Source organism: Nostoc sp. JL31 (assembly GCF_017114965.1).
Taxonomy (GTDB): Bacteria; Cyanobacteriota; Cyanobacteriia; order Cyanobacteriales; family Nostocaceae; genus Nostoc; species Nostoc punctiforme_A.
Genome location: NZ_JABXKO010000080.1, coordinates 38,202 through 54,330, shown reverse-complemented (window position 1 = coordinate 54,330; position 16,129 = coordinate 38,202). Strand labels below are relative to the sequence as shown.

At 42.9% G+C, this 16,129-nt stretch carries 15 protein-coding genes; 8 read left to right on the top strand and 7 right to left on the bottom strand.

The window, feature by feature from the left end:
- The first annotated feature begins 103 nt into the window (after positions 1-103).
- A complete protein-coding gene (chlG, locus tag HWQ43_RS18630) occupies positions 104-1,150 on the top strand; it encodes a chlorophyll synthase ChlG (protein ID WP_292736777.1) in 1,047 nt (348 codons plus the stop codon).
- A 69-nt stretch (positions 1,151-1,219) separates the two neighbouring features.
- Positions 1,220-1,507, top strand: a complete 288-nt coding sequence (locus tag HWQ43_RS18625; protein ID WP_292736775.1) for a hypothetical protein — start codon at positions 1,220-1,222, stop codon at positions 1,505-1,507.
- Here the strand turns inward: HWQ43_RS18625 and HWQ43_RS18620 are convergent.
- The 4 genes from HWQ43_RS18620 to HWQ43_RS18605 form a co-directional block, all read right to left on the bottom strand.
- Complete coding sequence (locus HWQ43_RS18620) at positions 1,504-2,541, bottom strand: alcohol dehydrogenase catalytic domain-containing protein (RefSeq protein WP_292736773.1); 1,038 nt, start codon at positions 2,539-2,541, stop codon at positions 1,504-1,506. The two genes, HWQ43_RS18625 and HWQ43_RS18620, sit on opposite strands and share 4 nt — an antisense overlap.
- Before the next feature lie 6 nt (positions 2,542-2,547).
- Positions 2,548-3,126, bottom strand: coding sequence for a hypothetical protein (locus tag HWQ43_RS18615; RefSeq protein WP_292736771.1), 579 nt, complete (start codon positions 3,124-3,126; stop codon positions 2,548-2,550).
- Positions 3,127-3,347: 221 nt separating this feature from the next.
- Positions 3,348-4,154, bottom strand: coding sequence for an inositol monophosphatase family protein (locus HWQ43_RS18610; RefSeq protein ID WP_292736769.1), 807 nt, complete (start codon positions 4,152-4,154; stop codon positions 3,348-3,350).
- 77 nt (positions 4,155-4,231) lie between these two features.
- Complete coding sequence (locus HWQ43_RS18605) at positions 4,232-5,665, bottom strand: BCD family MFS transporter (RefSeq protein ID WP_292736767.1); 1,434 nt, start codon at positions 5,663-5,665, stop codon at positions 4,232-4,234.
- 228 nt (positions 5,666-5,893) lie between these two features.
- On the opposite strand from HWQ43_RS18605, the gene HWQ43_RS18600 reads away from it, so the two are divergent.
- Entirely contained in the window at positions 5,894-6,715 is an 822-nt protein-coding gene (locus HWQ43_RS18600; RefSeq protein WP_292736765.1) for an Rpn family recombination-promoting nuclease/putative transposase, read from the top strand.
- 325 nt (positions 6,716-7,040) lie between these two features.
- On the opposite strand, the gene HWQ43_RS18595 is transcribed toward HWQ43_RS18600, so the two are convergent.
- A complete protein-coding gene (locus tag HWQ43_RS18595) occupies positions 7,041-7,574 on the bottom strand; it encodes a hypothetical protein (RefSeq protein ID WP_292736763.1) in 534 nt (177 codons plus the stop codon).
- Positions 7,575-7,852: 278 nt separating this feature from the next.
- Between HWQ43_RS18595 and HWQ43_RS18590 the strand changes: the two genes are divergently transcribed.
- The 3 genes from HWQ43_RS18590 (at position 7,853) to HWQ43_RS18580 (ending at position 9,730) form a co-directional block, all read left to right on the top strand.
- Positions 7,853-8,047: a hypothetical protein gene (locus HWQ43_RS18590; protein WP_292736761.1), complete on the top strand. Its 195-nt coding sequence runs from the start codon at positions 7,853-7,855 to the stop codon at positions 8,045-8,047.
- A 243-nt stretch (positions 8,048-8,290) separates the two neighbouring features.
- Entirely contained in the window at positions 8,291-8,515 is a 225-nt protein-coding gene (locus tag HWQ43_RS18585) for a hypothetical protein (protein ID WP_292736759.1), read from the top strand.
- 267 nt (positions 8,516-8,782) lie between these two features.
- On the top strand, positions 8,783-9,730 hold the full coding sequence (locus HWQ43_RS18580) for an aldo/keto reductase (RefSeq protein ID WP_292736757.1): 948 nt from the start codon (positions 8,783-8,785) through the stop codon (positions 9,728-9,730).
- Between the two features lie 232 nt (positions 9,731-9,962).
- Here HWQ43_RS18580 and HWQ43_RS18575 read toward each other — a convergent pair whose 3' ends face one another.
- Both HWQ43_RS18575 and rimO read right to left on the bottom strand, forming a co-directional pair.
- Positions 9,963-11,492 (bottom strand): DEAD/DEAH box helicase, encoded by a 1,530-nt coding sequence (locus HWQ43_RS18575; RefSeq protein ID WP_292736755.1) that lies wholly within the window; start codon positions 11,490-11,492, stop codon positions 9,963-9,965.
- Positions 11,493-11,773: 281 nt separating this feature from the next.
- Positions 11,774-13,093: a 30S ribosomal protein S12 methylthiotransferase RimO gene (gene rimO, locus HWQ43_RS18570; protein ID WP_292736754.1), complete on the bottom strand. Its 1,320-nt coding sequence runs from the start codon at positions 13,091-13,093 to the stop codon at positions 11,774-11,776.
- A gap of 756 nt (positions 13,094-13,849) precedes the next feature.
- On the opposite strand from rimO, the gene btpA reads away from it, so the two are divergent.
- Entirely contained in the window at positions 13,850-14,698 is an 849-nt protein-coding gene (btpA, locus tag HWQ43_RS18565) for a photosystem I biogenesis protein BtpA (protein WP_292736752.1), read from the top strand.
- A 159-nt stretch (positions 14,699-14,857) separates the two neighbouring features.
- Positions 14,858-15,841, top strand: a complete 984-nt coding sequence (locus HWQ43_RS18560) for a vitamin K epoxide reductase family protein (protein WP_292736827.1) — start codon at positions 14,858-14,860, stop codon at positions 15,839-15,841.
- The last annotated feature ends 288 nt before the right edge of the window (positions 15,842-16,129 follow it).

Below are 16,129 nucleotides of genomic sequence, written 5' to 3'. Positions count from 1 at the left end.
CAATGCCCAGTGCCCAATGACGGCAGTTGCTCCACTTGGGGAGACCCCTGCGTACCCGTCACTGCCTCCCCAATGCCCAATGCCTAATTAATCAGTAAAAATTATGTCAGAATCAACTCCCATTACCCCAGACCCTAACCCATCTGAGGCATTAGACTCAGTGGTAAATAATCCCAATGATCAAGCAATAGCATCCGCCGATCGCAATGCGAAAACTAGGCAGCTGTTGGGAATGAAAGGTGCATCTGCTGGGGAAACTTCAATTTGGAAAATTCGTTTGCAGCTAATGAAGCCGATTACCTGGATTCCCCTAATTTGGGGCGTAATCTGTGGTGCGGCTTCTTCGGGTAACTATACTTGGACACTGGAAAATGTGTTGAAAGTATTAACCTGTATGCTGCTGGCTGGACCATTGATGACAGGTTACACCCAAATCCTCAATGATTACTACGATCGCGAAATCGATGCCATCAATGAACCCTATCGCCCGATTCCCTCTGGGGCAATTCCCCTACCACAGGTAATTATTCAGATTTGGGTACTACTGATTGCTGGTATTGGTTTGGCCTTTGTGTTAGATGTGTGGTCTGGTCATGAATTCCCGACTATTACAGCGATCGCAATTATCGGTTCCTTCATCGCCTATATTTATTCTGCACCTCCCCTGAAACTCAAGCAAAACGGCTGGCTAGGTAGTTATGCCTTGGGTGCAAGCTATATAACCCTACCTTGGTCTACAGGACACGCTTTGTTTGGCGATCTCAATTCCACAATTGTAGTTTTGACAATGTTCTACAGTTTGGCTGGATTAGGTATTGCCATTGTCAATGACTTTAAGAGTGTAGAAGGCGATCGCCAGTTAGGATTAAATTCATTACCCGTAATGTTTGGTATCACCACTGCGGCATGGATTTGTGTAGTGACCATTGATGTCTTTCAAGGATTGATCGCAGCTTATCTTGTCAGCATCCATGAGAATTTGTATGCAACAATACTAGTACTGTTAATCATCCCGCAAATCACCTTGCAGGATATGTATTTCCTGCGCGATCCCGTGAAGAATGATGTTAAGTACCAAGCCAGCGCTCAACCTTTTCTTGTGCTAGGAATGCTAGTAACAGGTTTAGCTCTTGGTCATGCTGGTATTTAAATATATAGTCGGAAATTAGGAATTAAGAGTTAATATACTTCTAATTCCTAATTTGTATCAGGACATACTGTGTTAGAAGTGATATTTTTCCTCCTTCATGCGATTCAACCTTTGTTAATCCCAATATGCTTTATCACTGCTTGGACTGTAACTATTCTCGTTGTTTTGAGTCTCTGGACGGCGGCGCGAGATAGCGTGGCTACAGCCAAGCAAATGCATCAAATCCCCTGTAGTGGTTGCCAATTTTTTACTGACAATTACCGTCTTAAATGTACTGTACGCCCATCTATTGCCAATACAGAAGAAGCGATCAATTGTCTTGACTATCAACCGAAGACTAATCCTTATCTATATTAGGAAGTGGGGACTGGGGAAAATGAGGGAGACAAGGGGAAAAGGGCAATAACCCATACCCAATGCCCAATGACAAATGACAAATGACCAATTTCCAGCAATATTTTTAAAACACCGCGACTCTGGGCGTGTTCAAAAGCTGCAAGCCCTTCAATGAGGGGGTAAGTGGCATGAATCAGGGGTTGCACGTCAACTTTTCCTGTGGCTAGTAGCTGGAGGGCTGGGCTAAAGGGGCCACAACGGGAACCGATGAGAGTGATTTCATCTACTACTAAAGAAGAAGCATCTAGGCTGAGGTTGCCAGCATAAGTACTTTTCAGTACAAGAGTACCACGGGGACGTAGAGCGCGGCGGGCGATCGCAAATCCTTCTGGGTTGCCAGTGCATTCTACTGAGATATCGAAATATCCATCTGTAACAGCGTCAGCTAGACTCGTTTTTATCCCCCGTGCTTCTAAGTTAGCCAGTTTGTCTCGATGACGCCCCACAGCTAAGAGTTCACAGCCAGTTAGAGCTAGTGTCTGCGCTACCAACTGCCCTAGTTTGCCATCTCCAACCACTAGCACCCGATGGTTTGGATGCAATAGCACTTGCTGCTGGATTTCCAAAGCTGCTGCTAAAGGTTCAGTAAATGTTGCTACTTCTGTCGGCACATTATCAGGTACGGGATGCAGGTTCTCTACCGGCAAACAAAGATATTCACTAAATGCTCCGTTGCGGTTGACAATACCCAGAACTGTACGATTTTCGCAGTGAGTTGGTTGTCCACTACGACAAAATCGACAATGCCCACACACAGCGTTGATTTCTCCAACTACGCGTTGGTTAACTAAGTGTTCTGGCCCTTGTTCGACAATGCCGACAAATTCATGCCCCAAAATACCGGTGTAGGGATAGTAGCCTCTAAGTAGTTCCAAATCAGTGTTACAGATACCCGCACGCAAGACGCGTATCAAAGCTTCTCCTGGTGGTGGTTCAGGAATGGGAATATCTGTACGTAGCTGCAACTGGTGATTTTCGAGCCAAAGTCCTTGCATTTTTCTTCACACTTGTGTCTCTGTACTAGGTATTTCTTTAATTTTGGTTACATCAATTTTGCTTAACCAAGTAACCAAGTCTTCTGAATCAAGCGCGATCTCGCTTCCTAAAGTTTTGATATAAACAAGTCCATCACTAATAATTAAATCTCGGATTGGATACCATGAATCCCGCCTCCTGATTAGAAGTTCCAAGGGAATCCCTAGTTTTGAAGTATACTTACGATATTTCCACCAAGCTCGCCATAGAAGTACAGATTTAGTACAGTGCATCTCATAGCCTTTAGGAACTTCGCAGTATTGATACTGATAGAAACCCCGACTATCTACTTCTCCTTTGAGGATATAACTAGATTCTGCTAATGCCTGATTTATCAATTCCCACTGGGTTGATTTTGGAGAAATCGAGAATTCCGATAGGGTGTTAGATAGTTGAGCAGTGGCAATTACGCCTTCAGATTTTGCTGTTAATTGGTTGGTTTTATAAACTGTTTGCGCTGTCAAAACATGATTTGACAACAAAACGTCTTTTTTCTGGATAGAGTTTTGCACAAACTCTCGAATTAAATCTAGATTAGACAACATAAAATTTTTTATACTAAATTAACCAGTGTGATGAAAGCCACAACACTACTTAAATTAATAACTACACTGGTTTTGCACTGAAATCAGGATTATTACTAGCTTTATTTATACTCAATTCTTTGTTTAACTAGGGTTTTGTTAAGTTTAATGTCGAGTATGCAATTCTCCACTAGGCTAGTTGACAAAATCAAATCACTGTTTTCAGGACGAGGAGCTGCAAATTAAATTTTTACGCCTTCGAGAAAAGGTTGAAATACTGGAACTAATTCGGGACGACTAACCACAAGGGTGGGAAAAGAGCGATCGCTATAATCTTCTCCCGGTGACAACGGAAACGGTTCTGACTTCAGCGATGACCATACCCCACCAGCAGCTTGGACAATTACCCAAGCCCCGGCTAAGTCCCAAACTTTTGGTGTCGCCTCAATCCCACCGAGAGTAGCCCCAGTAGCAACTGTCAAAAAATTATAGCTAGCTACACCCAACATCCGAATTTTGCAAGGAAAGCCGTTTTTGATAGCTGCGGTACTACGGGAACAGAGGTTAAAAAAGTGATTATTGCTGGGACTATCAATACTAGCGTGGATGGGGTGGTGGTTGAGAAATGCTCCTGTTGGTGTTGCTAAACCAGATGAACCTGCCCAGAAACCATGAAAAGCTTGATTCAAGGTTGGTGCGTAAACATAACCGAAAATGGGTGTACCTCGATACAGTAAACCCAGAGATATTGTCCAGATGGGAATACCACGTGTAAAGTTGGTTGTACCATCAAGAGGATCAATTACCCAGCACCACTCAGTACCGGGAAATGACTGATCGCTTTCTTCGCTCAAAATGCCGTAACCAGAGAAAGTATAAGCGATCGCATCCCGAATTTCCTGATCTGCCCATTTATCTGCTTGCGTCACCAAACTTCCATCAGCTTTTTGGGAAGCCTGTACTTGCCCAAAATCTTGCATTAGCTGCTTACCCACCCTGGTAGTAGTAGTTTGGGCAAAATCTAGAATTGTTGTCCAAAAATCATTCATTGGTTATTAGTCATTTGTCATTTGTCATTGGTCATTGGTCATTTGTCTCATGCCCAATGCCCCATGCCCTATACAGTTTAGTTTAAATCGCTTTCTAAAACTGAAGCGATCGCTTGTTTGGTACTTGTTTGAAATTCTGTAATGTTCACCCGATTCAGAAACCAAATCGACAGCACCATTCCCACGGCTTCTAGGGCAAATACCAGTCCATAAGCTAACTCTAAACTTGGTAACACCTTGCGTCCAATATCCAAAACTGTACCTCCGATGACTACCGCCACACCTCTAGAAAGGGACTGCGCTAATCCCCATGCCCCAATAAACGTACCTGCGGCTTCTGCTGCGGTAAGATCCAACATCAAGCTAATTGCTGCTGTAGTTAAGAAACCTGTGGCTAAACCGAACAAGACCAAACTTAGTTTGAGAACTGCTACATTAGCTGTGAATCCTGAGATACCTAGCAAGATTGCACAGAATGCTACCAACATACAACCTAGACGTGCAGTTCTGCGCTTACCCAAACGCGGGACAATGTAAAAGCCCGTAACCCCGTAGGCAATCAGTAGACCCGTTCCATAAAAAATATTTAATTTGGTACTTTCCGCTAAGGGCATTTTAAACACTTGACCCGCATAAGGTTCTAAAACCGGGTCTTGCATAAACAAACTGATAGTCATCACCAGTAAAAAGGTGAAAAATATACCTGTTTGTGGGCTAGCGGTCAAGATTTTCCAAGCATTGCCTAGAGTAATGCTGTCTTCCCGGTTCACCAGTGTGGAACGGGTTGAGTATTGAGAGTATTTTTTTTCTACGCCGAATGTTGCTGCGATCGCTAAAGCAAATACAATTGCTGGGACGATAGTAAACAATCGGTTAATTGCTGGCTGCAAGGTTTCTACAGTTGCTTCTGGTGTTAACTGTTTCAGTAAGCTAGCACTGATAATTGCGCCGACAATAATCCCCACCATTAGCATCGACCAAACCACACCAACTACTTTAGAACGGTTATCTTCTTCAGATATATCCACCAACAAAGCAGCAAAAGCAGTACCGCTAGCACAAATTCCTAGACCGTATATAGCGAAAACTAAAGCCAAAAGTGCTGTCCAGCCGATTGTTTGGGTTGTCCATACCCAAGTACCTGCACTATTTCCAGCAAGATTCATCTGCCACATTACTTGTACAGCTAAAAATGCTGCGATCGCAAATATTGCTGCGCCCACCCAAACATAAGCTGTGCGGTGGTATCCCCATAACGGCTTGGCGTCGGAAATCTGACCAAACCAGATACGGGAAGGAGCAACAAATAAAGGCAGTGCTAGAACAACTGATACCAGCGTCGCCGGAATTGCTATTTCTTGAATCATGACTCTGTTGAGTACGCCCAGAGTCAAGATAGACATCATGCTCAATCCCATCTGAAATAAACCCAGCCGGAACATGGTCAGCAGGTTTACCCTTGGCACAGATAGGGATTTTGTTTTGGTATCAAATACTTCACCGCTTGCCATAGCTACTTTTTCGTATAGTTTATCGGATTTAATCTCTCTCTCTTTAAATAAAGATAAACCCTACTCGCTCAAAATCAGCGAATGAAAAGTGGAAGTTGCGATGGCTTCGCCTGCCACAGACATCGCACTCATTTGGCAAGAAATTATACACCTCGATTAGTGTATGCTTCAGCCAATTTAGGATTAATTTTGATGGCTTGTGAGAAATCAGGTTTTTAGGATGAAGTAGTGAAACGAGACTCCATTTACTATCAAATTTTTAAACGTTTTCCTGGGTTACTCTTTGAGCTGGTTGATAATCCTCCTCTGCAAGGGCAAAACTATCGATTTGAATCAGTTGAAGTCAAAGAAACTGCTTTTCGCATGGATGGTGTATTTTTACCTCCAGAGGATGCAACATCCAGGGTAATCTTTTTTGCTGAAGTTCAATTCCAAAAAGATGAAGCACTTTATCATCGGTTCTTTACTGAGTCGCTGATGTACCTGAACCGGAATTGTTCTCAGTACGATGACTGCTTCTGTGTGGTAATTTTTTCATCACGCTCTGTAGAACCAAGGGATCAAAAAACTCATCGAATATTTCTCAACAGCGACCAAGTGCAGCGAATCTATTTAGATGAGTTAGGCGCGACTAATCAGCAGCCAATAGGCATCAACTTGATGCAGTTGACTCTAGCATCGGATGAAGTGATGGCAGAGCAAGCAAAGCAATTGATTGAGCGGGTAAAATTAGAAGAAACGGACACACTGCCGAAAAACGAAATACTGGACATCATAACCACAATCGCCGTTTATAAGTTTTCGACCTTGAGTAGAGAGGAAGTTGAAGCTATGCTGGGATTGACTTTAGAGCAAACAAGGGTTTATCAAGAAGCGAAAGCCGAGGGTCGAGAAGAAGGTCGAGAAGAAGGTCGAGAAGAACAGAAAGCTGAAATGTTGAAACTTACGGTACCTCTGTTACTACAAACAGGGATGAGTATGGAGCAGATTGCTCAACATCTCAATGTTGATATAGAAGCTGTTCAGCAAGCTGGACAGCAAAACACATAGACTGAAAATTGAATGAATTACTAATTCAATACAGTTCAGTTAAGGCTAAAACTCTTTGCCAAAGTCAATTTTTTTAACGTAGACGCGGAGCGGCTTGCCGCAGGCTACCGCAAAGGACGCAAAGATAAGAAAGAAGTCCTAAACTGAAGCGTATTAAACGATAAACAAGCCATATCAATGGTTTTGAGAGCCAATGCTGTCAGCTTTTTTTTGCTCGGATGAGCCTGGGGAATGGATAAAGTATTGAGCCAATACTTTGCATTTCCCTTACTCAGTCCTGGCTATTATTAAAAGTAAAATACAAATTAATTCTCTATTTTTATTCTTATTTCAGATTCAGAACTTGAAGCAAATTTTGAAGCTTAAAATTATTCCAACTCAAAGCTACTGAAGTTTCAATAGTTAATTCTCCTTGTTGAAGCTTAGTTATCAAAGTAGAACCATTTTCAAGACTAGGGAAAAGAGAATCTAAAAGCTGCAATTCATTTCGAGGAAGAGTATAATAGACCTTATTATTTTCAATTCTAACCTCTTTTGGTAAAGTTCCATTGGGCAATTTACCTCCCAAAAATCTTGTCCAACCTGCAATGAGGTGACGGTAAACTATCGCTTCAGTCTCAAATTGAGGAGGGTTCAATAAGCGAAGTTCACCTTCAATGCAATCTTTATTAAGAGTTATTTTTTCAGGAGTAAAATGTAATTTTACTTGAATTTTATTGTACTCTATTGTCGCAATCAGTCCCTGCTCAGAGTGTGGTTCTAAGCTTTTTAATTGTTCAACTCTAGATTCGGCTTGTTGACAGAGAAGTAAAACCATTTTTTTGGTCAAAGTCAACTGTTTAGCTTCTGAACTAAACATTATGTATTCTTCTAGACTTCTTTTTAGAAATTGTCTAGACTCCTCAAACGTTGCTGCAAATTTGTTAAAAAAGCCCATATTTACTTATTTAGAGAAGATAGAACTATTTATAAGTATTCCCATAAAATTCGGTTGAATTCTCACGATCAGAATAAAAGTCAAAAAGCTTAAACAAAGACTGAACCCAACATTGAGCAGGAACTAGCTAAAAATAGTGATCGCACTCCAGCAATTACAATGAGAGTACAACTAGTGTTGTACCTCCAGAGGCTGAAAAAATGAAACGCACACTATATATTACTGATGAGTTGTGGACACAACTTGACCAATACTTAAAAGATCACCCAGAGCATAACCCATCAAGTGTTGTACAGGAAGCAAGTGAGAACACAGTGACTGTACCAGTGAACATGGAAATGTTTCAGGAAATTTACAGCATGGTCGCCAGATACCAGACTGGCAAGGAACTTTAGAAGATGCGTCTGTTGTAGCGGTAGCTCAACTTTATGACACTAGTGTTTGGACATTGGATTACAGAGATTTGAGTTGGTTCAAGAGTCTGGAATTGTAGTCTCCGTAATCATTACACAGGTAAGTTTAAACATTATGAAAATGTGGTTTTAACTACGCTATTCCATTGAATTAGTAAGATAAACTTGCCGTATGTATGTCATCAAACTACTTAGCTTCATCCAGTAACCAAAAAGGCATAAGTAATGAGTAAAGAACCAGTCAAAGTAATATTATGGGAAGAAAATCAAAAAGATTTTCTCAAAAAATTCTACGACCTTCAATTTACTCCCAGAGTAGGAGAGGAAGTTTACCTAAAAAAGGAAAGATGGAAAGTAACCAGAGTTGAGCATGATGTAGAAATTAGTGAGATTAATGTCTACATGGAATTAATCAAAAAAGCCAAGCAGGATAAATCATCTAATTCATAAATACAAGTAAATACACTCAACTATAGCAATCCTATTTGATTTGTGAGAATTGCGACCCACAGATCCCCGACTTCTCGAAGAAGTCGGGGATCTTGTTTATGCGCCTTTGATTCAGGTTTTAAATTGTTATGCAAGGCGCAATGTCTACGACGGGCGTAGCTGCGACACCACAAGATTTGCAGTCAAGTGGTGACGATCGCACCCAATCTTGTCTGTAACGATACACTATAAAAGTAAAGAAATGTAAATAAACTAAATTTTGCAACCGTGGAAAACATTACATTGGGGCAAAATGGCCCATCTGTTACACCCTTGTGCATAGGCACTTGGGCTTGGGGTGATAAACTATTTTGGAATTATGGTGATCGCTACGGCCCAGAACAGTTACAAGAAGCCTTTACCGCAGCCTTAGAAGCTGGGATTACATTCTTTGATACTGCCGAAATCTACGGAATGGGAAAGAGCGAGGAATTTTTAGGGCAATTTCTGCAACAGACAAAACAACCTGTACAAATCGCCACAAAATTTGGGCCCGTACCGTGGCGATTTACAGCCCAATCCGTCTCTGATGCTTTAACAGCCAGCCTCAAACGGCTACAACTTGAGCGGATCGCCCTGTACCAAGTGCATTGGCCTTTTGCCTTCTTTTTAAGTCAAAAAACTTTGATGAATGCCCTAGCTGATGAAGTGAAGCGGGGCAGAATTGCGGCAGTCGGTGTAAGTAATTACTCAGCAGAGCAAATGCGGGATGCACATCAAATATTAGCGGATCGGGGAGTGCCTTTGACTGTAAACCAAGTGCGTTATTCTTTACTCAGTCGCCAAATTGAAAGCAAAGGTATTTTGGCAACTGCGCGTGAGTTGGGTGTGACTATCTTGGCATATAGTCCTTTAGCACAGGGATTACTCACAGGTAAGTACAGTATTAATAATGCTGAAATCCCCACTGGTGCGAGAAAAATAGACCCGCGATTTAAGAAAGAAGGTCTGCAAAAAATTGCCCCAGTCATATCTTTGTTACGCAACTTCGGGGAAAAATACGATCGCACCCCTGCTCAAGTTGCTCTCAACTGGTTAATTGCTCAGGGTAACGTTATTCCCATTGCTGGGGTAAAGACAGCCGAACAAGTACGGCAGAATGCTGGTGCTTTAGGCTGGAAATTGAGCGAGGATGAAATTGGAGAATTAGAACTAGTTAGTCGTCCTTGGCTGTAGTAGTTTTGAACTACTCAAACACAGGAGGCCAAATTTCTGACACTACTAGCTCTCAAACTGGTAGTAAGTCTGGTAGTGTCAGTTTGTCGTTATCTTGCAAAACCAAAAAGTCAAGAGCCAAAGCCAAAATCTTGACTCTTAACTCTCAACTCTCCAATTTTATATTTGGATTTTGGATTGCAGAAAAATCTAAAAATCTAAAATCCAAAATTGATTAACTTCTAAATGTTGACTAAGAAGCTGATTCTCTAGCTGTAGGTGAACCTATCTTTTTACTAGGAGATACAGAAGAATCCTGTCCACTTGTCCGCAGTTTTGGCTTGGGAGAAGAATGTCTTTCTTCACCATTGTTACTATCTGATTTCCATGCAGAACGGGGGCGATCGCTGGAAGATTCACGACGTTTGCCGAGTCTTGGTTTGGGAGCAGAAGATTCCTCTTGGGGAATTTCTACGTCTGAGTTCAACCAAGCAGGGCGAGTTTGATCGTAAGCGATTTGTAATGCGGCGGCGGCAATCGCTTGAGCATCGTATTCTTCAATCAGTTCGCTGACAATTGGCAAGAATGAAGCCAAACGCTCACCTGTCAAAGCTTCTCGCACCAGTTCTTGCAATTTCAGGATGTGCCGTGCTTCAATTTGTGCGCGTGTAGGAATCGTCAGCAATTGCCAACTTTGGCGATTATGACGTTCAAATGTTTGCTGCTTGCGCCGCTCAAATGGTTGTACTAAAGAAATTGCTGTTCCTTCTTTACCAGCACGACCAGTACGACCAATGCGATGGACGTAGGTTTCTACGCTATCGGGTAAGTCGAAGTTGATTACATGGGAGAGTTGATCGACATCTAACCCTCGTGCTGCAATATCAGTTGCTACTACCCAACGGACTTGACGGTTACGGAATCTGACTAATAACCGTTCCCGTGCTTGTTGAGACAAGTCACCGTGGTATTCATCGACACTGTGACCAGCGCCTTGTAACTGACTGGTGAGTTCGGCGGCTGTGCGTCTAGTGCGGACAAAGATTAAAGCTGTTTCTGGATCTTCCATTTCCAGAATCGGCTGTAAAGCTTTGGCTTTTGTCCAATGGCGGGGGATCAAGTAAGCTACTTGATTAATCTTGTTGGGAGCGGCTTTTGGCTGCTCGACGGTGACAGTTGCAGGCGATCGCAAGAACTTATTCACCAACATCCGAATCGATGGTGGCATTGTTGCCGAGAATAAAGCTGTTTGGCGATCTACGGGCGCTTGTGAGAGGATTTTGATCACATCGTCGATAAAGCCCATGCTCAACATTTCATCAGCTTCATCCAACACAAACCATTTCACTTGATCGAGCTTTAAACAGCCGCGATCGAGTAAATCGATCACCCGTCCTGGGGTGCCCACAACCATGTGAACGCCACGTCTGAGTTGTAGCATCTGGCGGTCAATTGATTGACCACCGTAGATTGCTAACACCCGCAATCCTTCATCGCCGATGAATTGGGCGATCGCATCGTGAACTTGCATCGCTAATTCACGAGTTGGTGTTAAAACGATGGCTTGCACGGCTCTTTGATTAATATCTAGCCGTTCTAAAATTGGCAGAGAAAATGCCGCCGTTTTGCCTGTTCCAGTTTGAGATTGACCTACCACATCACGACCAGCTAGCAATTGGGGAATTGCTTGCACTTGAATGTTAGTTGGTTCAGTAAAACCAATTTTTTCTAGTTGTTCGACACGTTCTTGGGAAATGCCTAATTCTTGGAATGAAAGAGTCATTAAATCTCCTAAATTTTTTGTAAGGATTTTGGATTAGTCATTTAGTCATTAGTTATTAGTCATTAGTCATTAGTCATTAGTCATTTAGTTATTGGCTAGTTAGTCAGCCAAGGGCGATAGCAAAGCCTCAACGTTTTGGAGAAGCTATGCCCACGAGTGAGTCCCCGAACTTCAGGTAAACCCTCATGAAAACTGCCATTAATGCAGCGTTGATCTTGGGATAAGGGTGAATCTGTAAGGGTCATTTAACAAAAGACAAAGGACAAAAGACAAAGGACAATTTAGTTATTGACTACTTGACCATAGAGGTCGTATGTATCAGCGTGGTGAATCGCTATTGGCACGATGGTTCCTAACTTTGCCTGGCCTTTGACATACACCAGACCATCAACCTCTGGGGAAAATCTACCTGAACGACCTATTAATTCACCACTTTCAGGATTTTCTTGCTCAATCAGGACATCAACGATTTTGCCTACTTCCTGTTGATTTTTCTTTTGGGAAATCGGTTGCTGGACTTCCATCAGTTGGTATCGGCGATCGTCCATCACTTCTTGGGCCAACTGATTTGGTAGCTTGTAAGCTGGGGTTCCTTCCTCAGAGGAAAAGGTGAAGACACCAACATGGTCAAATTCATGCCGTTGAACAAACTCTAGTAGATGCTCAAAATGCTCTTGTGTTTCTCCTGGGAAACCAACAATAAATGTTGTCCGCAATACGGCTGTTGGTAGTGCCGTTTTGATGCGATCTATAATCCCATCATTTACGCGCCCTTGCCAAGGGCGGTTCATGGCACGGAGAATCTCTGGATGAGAATGCTGCAAGGGCAAATCCAGGTAAGGCAGGACGTTCGGTGTTTCTTGGATGGCCGCTATCACATCTGGGGTCAGTCCCGTGGGATAAGCGTAATGCATTCTGATCCACGGTATATCTACTTTCCCCAAAGCGCGAAGTAATTCGGCTAATTTTGGCTGACCGTAAATATCTAGACCATAATTAGTGGTGATTTGGGAAATTAAAATAATTTCCTTTACCCCTTGACTAACTAACTGCTCCGCTTCAGCGACGATAGATTCAATAGTACGCGATCGCTGGTTTCCTCGAAGATGAGGAATTATACAAAATGCACAACGATAATCACATCCTTCCGCAACCCGGAGGTAAGCAACGCCCTCCGTTGTAGTGCGATAGCGCGGTGTAGTTTCGTCGGCAATATAGGTTGGCTCTATACTAACCTGTTTGACCCGCTCACCAAGTTCAACACGCTCAATTACATTTACAATTTTGTGATAATCGCCTGTACCCACAACAGCTACTGCTTCAGGCAACTCCTCCAAAAGTTGTTCTTGGAAGTGTTGCGCCATACAGCCAGTGATTACGATCTTTTTATTTGCCTCTGCCAGTTCTACTAAAGTTCTGACAGATTCTTGCCGGGCCGCTTCAATAAAACTACAAGTATTAACAATAACGTAATCTGCTAACTCTTCATTTGTATCTACACCGTAGCCTGCTTCTACGAGCATTCCCAGCATGTGTTCTGTATCAATTCGATTTTTCTCGCAGCCCAGGTGAGAAATGGCAATCGTTGGCTTGTCACCCATATTTTGAAAATATCTTCATTTTTTTTCTTGTAGTCAACATTTTGGCGCTAGTTTCGCTTTTTTCCGATCGCTATCCTTCTAATAACAGTGCAATGGCAGATTTTCACTGTCAGCAACTGCCCGTAGACCTATGACCCTATCAATAATAAAAATAGAGGTCATGTTATGATATTTTTATCAATCTGTTCCCCAGGGTAAATTGAAGTGTCTTTGGGTACATTTGACACTTGTAATGTTTTTTAACAATTCGCCTATTGGTATTTTACATTACCACAGCGTGTGCGTTGTTAACCTACCCATCGGGAAGCCGCCCAAAGGGCTTGTTGTGAGAAGTCGCTACCCTCCGGGAAATCGACGAAAGCGACTACGCCTATAAAGCAGTAATGCTACCCTGGCGATTGGCAAGTCCTACGACAGTGCGCGGACAAGACGCCTAAACCACGGAAAGCTGCCTTGCGTCTAGTGAGTGGCAAACTCCTCTTGTAGCCAGGTTTTATCTTAACATATCTTATGGGAGGTTTCACGCCAATTTCCATCTGAGGAAAGAGGCAATAAACCGACTATCATAAAACACATTTGACTAGTTAATGAAAAGTCAAGAGTCAAGGGTCAAAAGGAGCCAGTCACGTGCGGGGTTTTCCCCGTTGAAGAGCCACTCTTATATAGAGGTTCCCGACCTTCAGGGGAGTGGTGCTGAATTGGCGTTCAATAGTCAAAAAATTCTGGACTCTGGACTCCGCGAGGCGGATTAAAGACGTGGACTTATATCAGATATTTAAAACTCGCTCACCAATTATTGGCGTGGTTCACCTGCTACCACTGCCTACCTCACCCCGTTGGGGAGGTAGCCTCAAAGCGGTGATTGACCGTGCCGAACAAGAAGCCGTAGCCTTGGCAAGCGGAGGGGTTGACGGTCTGATTGTCGAAAATTTTTTCGACGCGCCGTTTACCAAAAACCAAGTCGATCCAGTGGTTGTGAGTGCCATGACCATTGTGGTGCAGCGAATACAGAATTTGGTGACTTTGCCTATAGGCTTAAATGTATTGCGAAACGATGCCAAAAGTGCAATAGCGATCGCTAGCTGTGTACAAGCGCAATTTATCCGCGTCAACGTCCTTACAGGCGTGATGGCAACCGATCAAGGATTAATTGAGGGAGAAGCCCATCAACTACTCCGCTATCGACGGGAGTTGGGCTGTGATGTTAAAATCCTGGCCGATGTGTTGGTAAAACACGCCCGTCCTTTGAGTTCTCCAAATCTCACAGTCGCCGTGAAAGACACCATTGAAAGGGGTTTAGCAGACGGAGTGATTTTATCTGGTTGGGCTACTGGTAGTCCTCCTAACTTAGAAGATTTGGAACTAGCTTGTGGCGCAGCAAAGGGCACGCCAGTGTTCATCGGGAGTGGGGCTAATTGGGAAAATATTGATACATTGATGCAGGCAGCAGATGGTGTAATAGTTTCCAGTTCCCTGAAACGTCATGGACGCATAGAGCAACCAATTGACCCAATTCGCGTCAGTCAATTCGTAGAAGCTGCCCGTCGCAATTGGAACTCCAAAGGTGAAAGCAAATCAGCAGAACAAGTGAAGTTACATTCTTAGAAAGTGGGGAAAGAGAGTTAGGAGTTAGAAGTTAGGAGTTATGAGTTATGAGTTATGAGTTTTAAACTAATTGTTCCTAACTCCTCATTCTTAACTCCTCACTCCTCACTCCTCACTCTTAAACTCCTAACTATTACTAATCCCCATTCCCCAATATTTATGATTCGCCGTCGTTCTACTCCTTGGATTCATAAATGGTCACGTCCATTGATTGCCGCGATCGCTGGATGTGGCGCCCTGATCACAGGTTATCTGACTATAGAAAAGTTAACCGGAGGCAGTGCCGCTTGTGTGGCACAGGCTGGTGCTAAGGGCTGTAATGATGTGCTTTCCAGTCCTTGGGCAACGGTTTTTGGTCAGCCATTAGCTTTGTTTGGGTTTTTGGCATACACCAGTATGGTGATATTGGCTTTGGCTCCCTTGGTATTCAACTCAGGGGAAAACAATAACCGCAAACAATTGGAAAATTGGACGTGGTGGCTGCTGCTGGTAGGTGCGATCGCTATGTCTGTCTTTAGCGGCTACTTAATGTATGTGCTGACATCTCAAATCAAAGCTATTTGTCCTTACTGTATCGGTTCAGCTTTGTTCTCTGTGAGTCTTTTAGTACTAACGATTATCGGTCGGACTTGGGAGGATATTGGACAAATCTTGTTTACCGCCCTGATTGTCGGGATGGTAACGCTGATTGGTACTTTAGGCGTCTATGCTGGCGTAAATCAATCAGATGTTACACCTGGAACTCCTGGACAACCCACAAAAATTACCTTTACTCCCAAGGAAAACCCCAACCCAGCGTTCGGTTGGGAAGTTACCACTACTTCTGGTGAGGCAGAAATAGCCTTAGCACGGCATCTGGCGAAGGTAGGTGCAAAAGAATACAGCGCTTACTGGTGTCCTCACTGTCACGAACAAAAGCTGCTTTTTGGTAAAGAAGCTGAGGAAATAATCAATAATGATATTAAGGTAGAGTGCGCTCCTGATGGACTCAAAGCTCAACCAGAACTGTGTAAAGCCGCAAAAATTGAAGGTTTCCCCACTTGGATCGTCAATGGTAAAAGCTATAGCGGAGTCCAAAACTTAGAGGAACTAGCAAAAGTTTCTGGTTACACAGGGTCTCGGAACTTTAAGTATTTCAAGTAAAATACCTACACTGACCTTCAGTAGTTCACACCCCATAGTCAACTGGATGAGTACAGTAAAATCTGTTTCCAGTTGGCTTTTTTGTTTTTGGTAACAGATAATAGGTCTTATCCAATGCCCAATTATTAATTTTCCTGCGGCATTTCGTTCTGCAAACACTTAAGCTAAAGGAAATTAGATAAATACATTTACTTTAAAAGATGTATATTTTAATTTATTTTTATAACACTTGAGAGCCACCTTGGGATGTAATTTAGTCCGATAGTTAATCGCTATAGGAAATAGAGA